Genomic DNA, 12,978 nt, shown 5'->3' on the forward strand with positions numbered 1-12,978 from the left:
CTTCTTAAATGTACTGTTTTTTATGAAAAAAAAGCACCTATAAATGTAGGAAATACCATTCTCCATAATGGCCAGTCGTGATTGATCCATTTTTTTTCGTCGTACCAGAAATCTATTCCTTTTGCCTTCAAGATCTCTGCCATTTCAAGATTTTTATCCTTGCAGATGTCCTGGTCGGAAGTGCTCAGAACAATGTGCATATGCTTGTATTTCCATGCTTCATCATTCTTGACAAATTCCTTCGGACAGTTAAAATAGACCAGCTCATCCGAATATCCATCCATAAAATTTCTGATGCTGAATGCCCCCGAAAGACAAAATAGATGAGAAACTACATCCGGAAACCTGAAAGCAAAATTGGCGGCATGATAACCTCCGAAACTTGCTCCGGCTACCGCTACACGGTGTGTCTTGTGGATCTTCTGGATGTATGGGATAAATTCCTGAATCAGGAACTGCATATACAGCTCATAATTCTTTATCCTTTTCTGGGGTGAAATCTTTTCATCATAGAAACTCCACGCGTCAATGGTCTGAACATTATAAAGCTTTACTTTCCCTTGTTCTATAAACCAATTGATGCTTCCGTTAAGATGGAAATCATGATTTTGGGTGTACTGTCCCTGAGAAGTCGGAAACATAATGATCGGATGACCATAATGTCCTGTAACTTCTACCTTAAGACTTGTTCCTAATATATTCGAATAATAATCTGTATGTTCTATATGCGGCATTGATAAATTTCTTTGATTATAATGTGTTTAGCTTGTCAGTTTACTTTTAGGCGGCAGAATATTCAGCATTTCTGCCTGAATTTTTTCTGCAGCGCTGTCTAATCTTTCCTGTATAATATCCGGATCACTGGATTTGTAGACAATTCCAACGTGGTGATCGATTGGAAGAAACTTTATAGCCTCTTCACTTTCAAATACACTGTAATCTGGATGTTTGTCCTTGATCAGGGCAACGATAAGTCCTGAATAGTACCCTGTAGGTTTTGAGGTTTGGTAGCTGTTTCCACGCAGCAGGGCATCTTCAATTTTTGCCCATTCGCGCCAGATATTAATATTGCTTGAAGCTTCAACAAGATCGGGAATGTGTGCACCACCAACTCTGGAAGAGGTTTCAAGAAAATACCATTTTCCATCAGCTTTTCCCCGGATAAATTCAGTGTGGGTAGCTCCGTTGAGAAGTCCAAAACTGGAAAGAACCTTTGCATTGACCTCATCAAGCGCTTTAAATTCCTCAGAATATCTTCCCAATGTTTTCGATCTGAACACGCCACCTTCATGAGAAACCTGCATAGGTGGGGCCAGATATTTGGAAGCAGAGGTAAAAACAATTTCTTTATTAAAAGTCAGGCTGTCTACATGGTAAACATCTCCCGGCTTAAAGCTTTCGAGCAAAAACAGATGACGTTCCTCTCCGAGCGCATCCAGTTCAGCCCAAAGCTCATCTTTGGATGAAAACTTTTTAATGCCCGATGCGGATGCTTCCGAACGTGGTTTTAATACCCATGGGGCAGGAACCTTTTCTGTAAAGTTGTTGACTTCATCATTATTGAAAACGGCCGTAAACTCCGGAACACTGATTTCTGAATCTTTTGCTTTTTGACGCATGGCCAGCTTATCTCTGAAATACCTGTGTGTAGTTTGACCCATTCCGGGAATACGGAATGTCTCTCTGATCAATGCAGCTTTTTCTACATCATAATCATCAAGTGCCACTACGGCATGTATTTTACGGGTTTTCATCAGATGCGAAAACCCTTGAACAAGATGCTCCAGATTCCAGACAGAAGGCTTTAGCTCAGTCATGTAAAAGACCTCGTCAATAGCATGCCAGGGCCAGTTTTTTTCTTTAAAACTCTCTGATGTTACTAAGATTATTTTATTGCCAAGCTTCTTCATTTCATCCATGAAGTCATAGCCCTTGTAATAGCACGAAATACATACTATAATTTTCTCCTCCATATAATGTTTTTTTATTTTTAGTAAATTATCAAATATGAAAGTAAATTTCTATTGATTAATTGGTATTAAAAATAGAAATAAACTACGTTTTTGAGAATCTATAATCAAGTATACAGAGAAATTTTGAAAAAAACTAATTTTTAGTGATAATTTTCAATTAAATCGGCCAGTAGCTGTACTCCAAAGCCGGTTGCTGCTTTTTCCTTTGCATATCCCGTATTTCCGAAAGCAACGCCTGCGATATCCAGATGCGCCCATTTAGGATGGTTTTCAATAAACTGTTCCAAAAATTTAGCAGCCACAATACAGTCACCAATCGGTTTCATCGAGATGTTTTTAAGGTCTGCGACGTCAGACTGGATATCATCTTTCCAGACATCCCAAAGAGGTAGATTCCATACCCTCTGATTAGTAATATCTCCGGTTTTTATCAGAAGGTTTTTCAGATCATCATTATTGGAAAACATTGCACCACAAGTATCTCCAAACATTCGGACGGAGCTTCCCGTCAAAGTAGCAAGATCAATAAGGAAATCTGTTTTATAGTTTTTGGACAGATAAGAAAGTCCGTCTGCAAGGATCATTCTACCTTCTGCATCTGTGTTCAATACTTCAATGGTTTTTCCGTTATAAGCCGTGATAACGTCGCTTGGAAGGAAAGCATTTTCAGAAATAACATTGTCCGTTATAGGAAGTACCGCAACGATATTCACCGGAAGTTTCATTTCTGCAGCATAGATCAGTGTTCCTATAACTGCAGTAGCACCGCCCATATCAGACTTCATATAGTGCATATTGTCCGGGTTCTTCAGGGAAATACCTCCTGTATCAAAAAGGACGCATTTTCCTACCAGGCCAAATGTTTTGGCATTTTTAACGGTGGTTTTGTATTCTATGATTGTGAAAGCAGCGTCATATGCACTTCCCTGATTGACCGATAAGTAAGCGCCAAGGCCCAGTTCCTCACATTTTTTTCTATTGAATGCCGTGTATTTTAAATCGTATTTCTTTGCTAAATTTTTAAGATACAGACTTAAAATATCCGGTTTTTTAAGGTTGGCAGGTTTGTTCAGCCATTCCTGGCAGGCCGTTTGTCCGTTAGCCAGTGCTTCAGCTTTTGAACTTATCGCATCTAATTTTTTCTGACTTAAATTTTCAAAATGAATCTCAAATTTGGCGTTCCAGAACGCATGTTTTTTATCAAAAGGATAGCTGTATGTCCCTAAAAGTAAACCTTTGACAAACTCCTCAAATTGTTTTTCTTTCAGGAAATCTGCCAAAACAAGGGTAGGAATGGCCTGAAGCTTTTCTTTCTGCGTTTGAGAAAATTTAACAGCTACCTGCTGGATTTCGAAATTCTGAAGCGCAGATTTTCCTAAACCGATCAGATAAGTAATACTTTGGGTATCCGTATGAATGAATACCTCATTTTTCTTTCCGGAGAAAAAAGAAGCCACATTTTTATTGTAATTTTTGCCGGATTTTGTCCATTCTTCTTCCGTAAAAAGTTGAAAGATCTGGGTGTAGTTTTTATTTTTTTTGTTGATTAATTTCATAAGCTTAATTTTTAATGCTCTGTTGTTGTGGTTTTACTTCTACCGGGTTTTCTATGTTGTCATAGAACAGCCATTCAATGGCTCTCGGGAACTCCTGTGACCAGTAAAATTCACTGTGGGTTCCTTCCGGATTGATACTGGTTTTAAATTCAAAATCAAAAAGATTCTTCTTTTCCCAACGTTTTAAATATTCTTCAAAAACATGGATTCTTTTTACCATTTTAGAACCTTCCTGACCGCCACCGTAGAGGTAGATCTTTGTTTTAAAAGGAACTCTGAAGTTCATCATTGGAAAATTATTATTAGGCTCCACCCAAAGCGAAGGGGAGAAAATCAGCAGTTTAGAATAAACCTCCGGATAGAGGAATCCACTGTAAATACTGATCAAAGCGCCCAAAGAGCTGCCTCCGATTCCTGTATTGTCACGATCTTTCTTGGTACGGTAATGTTCATCCACAAAAGGCTTCAGTGTGTCTGTAATGAAGCGAATGTACTTTTTGCCCTCCGATCCATTGGCGACATTGTCGTTATCAAAGATGTATTCCTTGATGCGTTCTTCACTACCATGTTCTATGGCAATAATAATAACGTCACCACGGCCGTATTCCGCAAGGATAGATAGTTTTTTATCGATTTCCCAGTTTCCGTAGCCGCTTCCTTCATTAAAAAGGTTTTGGGCATCCTGAAGATAAAGCACAGGATAGCTTTTGTCGGCAACATAATAATCATACGGAAGAACTGCCCATACTTTTCGGTACCGTTCAAGTTGAGGAATATAGAATTCGTCAGAAATAACTTCTGCAATCGGAAAAAACTCTTTTTTGAAAGGACCCCAGTTGAGCCTCCATTTTTCAATGATATCTGATGTTTTCCCCTTTGCTTTTTCAGCTTTGCGGTTGGGTGTGATATTTCCGTACTTATCGAGTTCCACGTTTTCCCAGCCTCCCTTTGTGAATTTGTATTCCACGGTATCGGGAAGAATTTCACTGTCGATTTCTATGAAATAATTGTTCGGATCCAGCTGTTTAAGCTGATAATTGGAGTCTCTGGGGTTCCAGTTGTTAAAATTTCCGGTGATGTACACCGTTCTGTCGTCGCTTTCTTCGCTATAAAGTTCAAACCTCATCCTATGTGTTTAATATAAATTGGTAGCTAAATTTATAAAAAAGATTGTTTTAAAATCATAAAAAAATGAATGTAAAAAATAATATATTTGATTAATGTGCCAAAAAGGTAGTAATTAACATAATAATAATTTGATTAATTATTAACCATTATTGCAGGGAATTTTCGTAGTTTCAAAGAAAAATAAAGTACAATAATATCTTGATGAATTCTGTTAAAACCTATACACTGTTTACGGACCATGATGTCTACCTTTTCAAAGAAGGAAGACATTATAAGCTGTATGGGAAATTTGGTGCACATTCTGTTGAAAAAGACGGTGTAAAAGGCGTCTATTTTTCGGTTTGGGCTCCCTATGCAAAAAAAGTTTCCGTCATAGGGAATTTCAATAACTGGAATCATCAGGATCATATTCTCTTTCCCCGATGGGATGGATCCGGGATTTGGGAAGGTTTTATTACCGGACTCACCTGGGGTACTTTATATAAATATGCTATAGAAACGGCCAGAGGCGAAATTCTTGAGAAAAGTGATCCCTATGCTTTGAGCTGGGAGCAAAATTTGCAGGCAGCCTCACTGGTTTCCACGACCTGGTATGAATGGAGTGATGAAGACTGGATGGAAAAGCGATGGAGAAATAACAGTCTGGATGCCCCGATATCTGTTTACGAACTTCATTTAGGTTCATGGGTAAGGCAGGGTGGTGCTCCCGATAAATATCTCAATTACAGAGATATTGCTGAAAAATTAGTTCCTTATGCTAAGGAGATGGGCTTTACCCATGTAGAATTTATGCCTGTTATGGAATATCCGTATGATCCGAGCTGGGGATATCAGATTACCGGGTTCTATGCTGCTACTTCCCGTTTTGGTTCTCCGCAGGATTTGATGTTTCTGATTGATCAGCTTCATAAAAATGACATTGGGGTTATTTTGGATTGGGTGCCTTCCCATTTTCCGGGAGATGCCAACGGACTTCACCGTTTTGACGGTTCTTACCTTTATGAACATGAAGATCCTAGGAAAGGCTTTCATCCCGACTGGAAATCCTATATTTTCAACTATGGCAGGAATGAAGTTAAATCTTTTTTGATCTCCAATGCGATGTTCTGGCTGGAACGGTATCATGCCGACGGACTTCGTGTAGATGCCGTTACATCAATGCTTCATCTTGATTATTCGAGAAATGAAGGAGAGTGGGAACCTAATATAGAAGGTGGAAATGTAAACCTTGAAGCGAAAGCTTTTCTTCAGGAATTTAATACAGCGGTTTATAAAGAATTTGGAGATAGTATCATTACGATTGCTGAAGAAAGTTCAGATTTTCCTTTGCTTACCAAGCCTGTTCATGACGGGGGAGTAGGTTTTGGAATGAAATGGATGATGGGATGGATGCATGATACGCTGGATTATTTTAAAGAAGCTCCTGAAAACAGGAAATACCATCACCATAAAATTACATTTGCTTCCGTGTATATGTATAATGAAAATTATATGATGCCATTGTCACATGATGAAGTGGTTCACGGAAAAGCAAGTTTAATCTATAAAATGCCGGGTGATGAATGGCAGAAATTCGCCAATCTCCGTGCGCTTTACGTGTATATGTATACCCATCCGGGAGCCAAACTCCTCTTTATGGGAGATGAATTTGCGCAAACTGGTGAATGGAATTTCACCCGCAGCCTAGACTGGCACCTCCTGGAGTATCCGATTCATAAAGGAATACAAAGCCTCATAAAAGATTTGAATCATCTTTATCGTGATGAATCTGCTTTCTATGAAAATCAGTTTAATAAGAGCGGTTTTGAGTGGGTAGAAGCTGATGATCTTGAGAATTCTGTCTATGTCTATCTGAGAAAAGGTGAAAAAAGAGATGATGTTTTGATGGTCGTTTTGAATCTGACCCCACAGGTTTTGGAATATAAAATTGGAGTAAATGCAGGAACCCATTGGGAAGTTATTCTCAATTCTGATGACAACAAATACAATGGAAGCGGTACAGATGCCGACATTTTGAGTGAAAAACATGAAGAATGGATGGAGCATCCAAAATCCATTACCATAAAACTTCCTCCACTGGCGGGAATCATTCTAAGACTGAAAAAAGATAAAAAGTATAAATTACACAGAATAAAGCATAAGAAATAAATCATAATGCTGCTGAGGACAAAAAAACGGACGAAATACAAATGACATTGAAATTATGGTAATATATCACTTAAGTACAGAATGTTATCCAATAGCCAAAGTAGGCGGTTTGGCAGATGTTGTGGGAGCACTGCCGAAATATCAGAATAAAATAAAGGGAATAGACGCTAAGGTGGTGATGCCTTGGTATAACAAGCCTTTTGTTCATGATCATAAATTTGACATCGTTTTTGATGGTTTTATCCATCAGGGACCGGATATGCTGCAGGTTCAGGTGATGAAGGAGAAATCGGATGTTTTGGGATTTGAATTGTATATGGTGAAAATTCCGGGACTTTTGGACAGGGAAAATCCTTACGGCTATCATGATGAGAGCTTTCAGTTTATCGCTTTTCAACATGGTGTACTTCATTGGCTGAGCGCTATGAAGGTCCGTCCGGATGTATTGCACTGTCATGATTACCATACAGGACTGGTGCCTTTTATGACCCAGCACTGCCCAGAATTTGCATTTTTAAAGGGAGTAAAAACAATAGGGACAATCCATAACGGAGAGTATCAGGGGATGATGAGCTGGAATATGGCGAATTATATGCCGTCTTTTGATTCTTACAAATGGGGTTTGATGGATTGGAACGGTTTTATCAATCCACTGGCGAGTATGATCAAATGTTCCCATGCCTTTACAACAGTTTCTGAAGGATATCTGGAAGAACTTTTTATCAGCTTCCGGGGATTGGAAAGTCTGGTGCGCGAAGAATTCGGAAAAGCATACGGAATCATCAACGGCATTGATACAGAAGTTTGGGATCCTGAAACAGATCCGATGCTGGATTTCAATTTTAATAGTAAAAATGCGGTTGCCCAAAAGAAGAAAAATAAAGAAAAACTCTGCAAAGAATATGGTCTGAAGCCCGAACTTCCATTGTTTGCTTTTATAGGAAGATTTGCTACGGAAAAAGGAGCAGATTTCCTGCCAGATGTGGTATGGAAGAGCATAAAACAAAGCTATGGTGCATTAAATATTATGATTTTGGGTTCAGGAAACAGCTATATTGAAAATAAGCTCAAAGAATATGAGCATACCTATACCAATTTTGCTCTGGATCTGGGGTATAAAGAGCATCTTTCCCATAAAATCTACGCTTCGGCAGACTTTCTGCTGATGCCATCAAGAGTAGAGCCTTGCGGACTGAACCAGATGTATTCTATGCGATATGGTACTGTGCCGGTCGTAAGATATACCGGGGGCCTCAGAGATACAGTGGAGGATATTTCCACGGGAGGCGCAGGTCTTAATTTCACCTATCCGAGTGTAGATGATATTGTTCATGCGATGAACAGGGCGCTGGGAATTTATAATCAGAAAGGCGTGATGAAAGAACTTATTCATGCCAACATGAATTTTGATTTTGCATGGGAGAAATCTGCAGAAAAATATATAGCTTTATACAATAACTGATGTGATGAAGGTTTCCGGTTTTCTTTTTGTCATCATGATCCTGCTTTTTTCATGTAAAGAAGATGAGGGAAGTTACCATGGCGGATATTACTGGGTTTATGGAGCAGGCCTTAAAGATATGGATAGAGGTGAAGCTGTAGAAGGTATTTCTGAAAAATGGAAAATTAAATCTATAGATGCTGGAGGCTGTACTATTGATGGTGATATCACAAATAAAATAAAGGCAGCCAATAAGAAAACGTTTGCTGCAATAGAGAAAGAATACGGAAAACATTGGATGGCAGCTTATGATAAAGATCTGCATGATTTTGCCATGAAAAAGATAGATGTCATGGATGTTCTGATCACGAATAAATTGTTCAGAGAAGAGCTTAAAAAGCATTACATTGAGGTCTATAATGTAGACAAAAAAGTGTTTGAACTTAATAATGAAGGTGAATTTAAAGTCATTGTGTATAATAATGAACTCAAATACGAAAATAAAGAGTGCTTTAGATTGGCAGTAAACACTAAGAATAGAACAGTAAATTTAATTCAATAAAACGCAAGATACCTATGAAACGAAATGTAATCTCCATTGTTTTGGGAGGCGGCAGAGGGACAAGATTATTCCCGTTAACATATTCAAGATCAAAACCGGCAGTTCCTATTGCAGGAAAATACAGACTGGTAGATATTCCTATTTCCAACTGTCTGAATTCTGGACTGAATAAGATCCTGGTTTTAACACAGTTCAATTCAGCTTCCTTAAATTCACATATCAAGAATTCTTATCACTTTGACATTTTCAGCAAAGGATTTGTAGATATTCTTGCTGCCGAGCAGAATGTAGAAAACGAAAGCTGGTATCAGGGAACAGCCGATGCGGTCCGCCAGTCGATGAAACACCTTGAAAAGTATGATTATGACTATATTCTGATCCTTTCCGGTGACCAGCTTTATCAGATGGATTTCAGGGAAATGCTGGATTTCCATATTGAAAACGGAGGCGACGTGACGATTGCTACCATTCCGGTGGTTGCTAAAGATGCTACAGGATTCGGGATTTTAAAGTCTGATGATGACGGTAACATCACCTCTTTCTATGAAAAACCTGACTATGAGATTCTGGAAGGCTTAAAATCTGAAGTTTCAGAAGAAAATAAACATAAAGGAAAAGAATATCTGGCCTCGATGGGGATTTATATTTTCACGAAAAGTATTCTTAAAAAAATGTTTGAAGATGGAGCAGGAGATGATTTCGGAAAAGATATTATTCCAAACTCTATTGGGAAGTATACAACGTTAAGCTATCAGTTTGAAGGATATTGGACAGATATTGGAACCATCGAATCTTTTTATGAAGCCAATATAGATCTTTGCCAGGATTTCCCTCAGTTTAATTTATTTTCATCTTCGCCAATTTATACAAGAGCGAGAATGCTTCCGCCGTCAAAAATCAATGGTTCCTATGTAAGTAAGGCTGTGTTCGGTGACGGATGTATTATTATGGCTGATAAAATTGAAAATTCTGTGATTGGAAACAGAACCAGGATAGATAAAGGAAGTACCATTGTGAATTCTTACGTAATGGGTGCTGATTTTTACCAGAATACAACAGAAATTGTTCTTAACGACAGAAAAGGTCGTCCAAACATGGGCATCGGAAAATATTGTTACATCGAAAAAGCAATTTTAGATAAAAACTGCTATATCGGAGATAATGTAAGAATTATTGGCGGAAAACATCTACAGGATGGCGACTTCGGAACACATTCTATTCAGGACGGAATTGTAGTTGTGAAAAAAGATGCTGTGATTCTTCCGGGAACTCATATAGGTTAATAAAAAAATACCCAAAATAAAAAGAGGAGACTAGCAAAGGTCTCCTCTTTTGTATATATAAATATCGATCTTTTTATTGAGAAAGCAGGTTTAAGGAATATTCCAATTCCGGATCTTTATGTTCCTTTAATGATTTTAAAAAATAGTCACTTTTAACAGTGTAATCAGGGATTACACCTGTACATTTGGCAACATTTTCTTTATCATGATTATTAAAGAAAATTTCCGTCCGTGGAATGGAAAGAGTAGACTTAGTATGAGGCAGCCTGTAAGTGAGAAACCATGCAGCAGTAGTAAAATTACTGCAAGAACCGGTTTCTTTTCCTACAATTTCTCCTCTTTTTTCACTTTTGAATAAAGACGCAAAATAAGTGGCAGCAGAGAAGGTGCGGTTGTTGGTCAGCAGTATAGTCTTGCCATCAAAAAACAACGCGTCTCTTGGATAGCTTTTTATATAAGTATCGTCAAGCCTTGAATTTCCAAAATAATAATCTCCTTTCTCTGCTTTGTCAAAGCGTTGTCTCATAAAATTATTTTGATCTGTAATGTCTTTATCTGAATAATAGCGGTTGGTCTGGGGATCTACCAAATAATCGGTATAATTGATGTCAACAACTTTAGTTCCGTATTTATACTCGTTATTAAAGTTTTTATCTTTGGCTATAAAAGAATATAATAAAGCTACATTGCTGATCGCCCCACCTGAATTGTTACGGATATCTATGATAAGTTTTTTAGATTTCAGATTTTTTATTTCCTGGAAATGTTTTTTTAATCTTTCGTAGAAAAAACTTTCATCGTAAGAGAAGGATTTTATGGATAAATAATATGTTTCTGCATCTATTTTATACCCATAAATTCCGTAGCTTTCTGAAACTAAGTCAATAGGTAATACAGCATGTTTGGTTTCATAATAATACTGAGGGTATTTTATGCCATTTACTTTCACTGTTTTTTGTTCTCCATTTAAAGCTTTATATTTTAACGTAAAATCATGGGGGCTGTTTTTTAAAATAAAAGGGATATTGAAAGGGATATCCAGATCTTCCACTTTAATATTTCCGTCTGCAGCTTTAGGGATTTTTTTCAGAATAGCATCTGCACTTAAACCATTAATTTCAAGGATCTGGCTGCCTGTTTCAATAGCGTATTTGTTGGCTCCGTTCACATATATGTTACCATTATGGACATACGTTGAAAGAGGAAAATAGTAGGTAGAATGTATAACATCCTCAAAATAGTTGGGATCAGTACCAAAAGAACTGTGACCATCACCAATTATTCTTGTAGGGTTGTTAATAAGCAAATTGATATAGCCGGGATTTTTTTTAATTTCATTACGGAGAGAATCCAGTTTCCTGATAATAGCTTCTTTGCCGTGAAATCTGTAAGGGTTAGGATGTTGTTTTTGAATAATATCAACTGCAATATCGAAGTCTTTGAGATAACCGTCTTCAGGGATTTCTGAAATTGAATACTGAGAAAAGCCCATTGAAAAAAATAAAATCAAAGGAAATACAAATAACTTCTTCATAGAAAAATATTTAATTTTAGGCTTTTTCACTCATCAAAAAACAGACCATTTTTTCGTTATTTAAAAGTGGAGTTATTTTTATAAAATAATATATTTATAATTAAAATTTCCAATTATAATGCACTTTTTTTAAGAGTAGGAGGTGAGATAATTCACTTTTTTATTTTGTTTTTTTTTGGAAATAAACTTTTAAGAATAACTAAGATATTGGTTACTTTTTTTATTTGTCTTACTTTTGTGTAATGCGTTTTTTTAAAATAACAGCCGTGATTCTTGTTTTACTGGTAGGAGCTTATGCTGCTTCCATGTACTATTTTGTAGATGAAAACAAGGATTTTAAGATAGAAAAAGAGATTGATTATCCAGTAGATAAAGTCTTTTCCCAGTTCAATAATCTCCAGCAATTCACCCGCTGGAACAATTTTTTCACAAGTTCTCAGTCTATTGATATCGATTATTACACTCCCTATGAAGGACAGGGCGGTGCAATCAGTTATGTGGATCCGAAAAACGATACAGACGGTGAAATGTTTATCCGTTATGAAAATCCACAAAAGAGTCTGCGATATCAGCTTTTTGAGGATAGAAACGAAAATCCTACGGTAGTTGATGTTCAGTTTAAAGCGGTTTCTGCAGAAAAAACAAAGATCACCTGGATGGTACATACGCCAAAACTTTCGGTATTGAGAAGAGTTGAAAACTTCTGGACCGAAGACCGGTTTGCCGAAAATATTAACAAAAGCATGATCAACCTGAAAAATGTGCTTGGCAATAAAGTAGAAAAAGATCACCAGATGGCTTCCATTAAGTATGACAGTCTGATGGTAGAAAATGAAGAAGACAAGCTTCTGTTGGGGATCAACGTAAGTACATCCAACAAAAAGGAGAATCTTTATAAAAATATTGTCATGAATTATAGTAAAATTTATAACTATGTGACAATGGATCTGGGTAAAAGAGACGATGAATTTGGCTTTCCCGTGTTGATTACCGATGCAGATAATTACAAAGATAAAGAGGTTTCTTACTTCCTGGGAATTCCACTTTCCAAGAAGATTGGAGTAACAGATAATAATTTTAATTTCCGTACCATCAATGCTTCTCAAAACTATGTGATGTACTACAAAGGAAATTATGAAGGCAGAATAAAGGCGGTTCAGCAGCTGATTCAGAAGGCCAAAAAAGACGAGATGCGCTTCGGAGATGTCCGTCAGACCTTTATTGAACGTCCGGTCGAAGGGCAGGAGGTAAACATGAAGCTCTCATTATCAGTGTTTAAGTAATTTTTTTTAAGTAATTTTTTTCTTAATTTTTTTTAACGGTCTCAGACTGTCTTAACTCGGTTTTTTTTAT

General features: G+C 37.2%; 10 protein-coding genes. 5 read left to right on the forward strand and 5 right to left on the reverse strand.

The features are described 5' to 3' along the window. Nucleotides 1-20: 20 nt before the first annotated feature. The 4 genes from HHL23_RS10140 to HHL23_RS10155 all read right to left on the reverse strand — a co-directional run bounded on the left by HHL23_RS10140 (nt 21) and on the right by HHL23_RS10155 (nt 4,655). On the reverse strand, nt 21-734 hold the full coding sequence (locus HHL23_RS10140; protein ID WP_169234687.1) for an alpha/beta hydrolase-fold protein: 714 nt from the start codon (nt 732-734) through the stop codon (nt 21-23). 27 nt (nt 735-761) lie between these two features. Then, on the reverse strand, nt 762-1,973 hold the full coding sequence (locus tag HHL23_RS10145; protein ID WP_169234688.1) for an ATP-grasp domain-containing protein: 1,212 nt from the start codon (nt 1,971-1,973) through the stop codon (nt 762-764). Between the two features lie 140 nt (nt 1,974-2,113). Next, complete coding sequence (locus tag HHL23_RS10150; RefSeq protein ID WP_169234689.1) at nt 2,114-3,529, reverse strand: leucyl aminopeptidase family protein; 1,416 nt, start codon at nt 3,527-3,529, stop codon at nt 2,114-2,116. Nucleotides 3,530-3,533: 4 nt separating this feature from the next. Continuing rightward, complete coding sequence (locus tag HHL23_RS10155) at nt 3,534-4,655, reverse strand: alpha/beta hydrolase-fold protein (protein ID WP_169234690.1); 1,122 nt, start codon at nt 4,653-4,655, stop codon at nt 3,534-3,536. Nucleotides 4,656-4,858: 203 nt separating this feature from the next. On the opposite strand from HHL23_RS10155, the gene glgB reads away from it, so the two are divergent. From glgB to HHL23_RS10175, 4 genes are read left to right on the forward strand one after another with little or no spacing between them, the layout of a single operon-like run. After that, nucleotides 4,859-6,805 (forward strand): 1,4-alpha-glucan branching protein GlgB, encoded by a 1,947-nt coding sequence (gene glgB, locus HHL23_RS10160; RefSeq protein ID WP_185194869.1) that lies wholly within the window; start codon nt 4,859-4,861, stop codon nt 6,803-6,805. Between the two features lie 55 nt (nt 6,806-6,860). Next, on the forward strand, nt 6,861-8,267 hold the full coding sequence (locus tag HHL23_RS10165) for a glycogen synthase (protein ID WP_169234692.1): 1,407 nt from the start codon (nt 6,861-6,863) through the stop codon (nt 8,265-8,267). Between the two features lie 4 nt (nt 8,268-8,271). Continuing rightward, the gene (locus tag HHL23_RS10170) at nt 8,272-8,808 is read left to right on the forward strand and encodes an FEKKY domain-containing protein (RefSeq protein WP_449386648.1); all 537 of its coding nucleotides are present in this window, start codon (nt 8,272-8,274) and stop codon (nt 8,806-8,808) included. A 14-nt stretch (nt 8,809-8,822) separates the two neighbouring features. Then, nucleotides 8,823-10,091 (forward strand): glucose-1-phosphate adenylyltransferase, encoded by a 1,269-nt coding sequence (locus HHL23_RS10175; protein WP_169234694.1) that lies wholly within the window; start codon nt 8,823-8,825, stop codon nt 10,089-10,091. Between the two features lie 73 nt (nt 10,092-10,164). Here HHL23_RS10175 and HHL23_RS10180 read toward each other — a convergent pair whose 3' ends face one another. Then, entirely contained in the window at nt 10,165-11,625 is a 1,461-nt protein-coding gene (locus tag HHL23_RS10180; RefSeq protein WP_169234695.1) for a S41 family peptidase, read from the reverse strand. 266 nt (nt 11,626-11,891) lie between these two features. Here HHL23_RS10180 and HHL23_RS10185 point away from each other — a divergent pair, with 266 nt between their 5' ends. Next, on the forward strand, nt 11,892-12,908 hold the full coding sequence (locus HHL23_RS10185; protein ID WP_317174683.1) for an SRPBCC domain-containing protein: 1,017 nt from the start codon (nt 11,892-11,894) through the stop codon (nt 12,906-12,908). The last annotated feature ends 70 nt before the right edge of the window (nt 12,909-12,978 follow it).

It is taken from the genome of Chryseobacterium antibioticum, from assembly GCF_012927325.1.
Taxonomy (GTDB): Bacteria; Bacteroidota; Bacteroidia; order Flavobacteriales; family Weeksellaceae; genus Chryseobacterium; species Chryseobacterium antibioticum.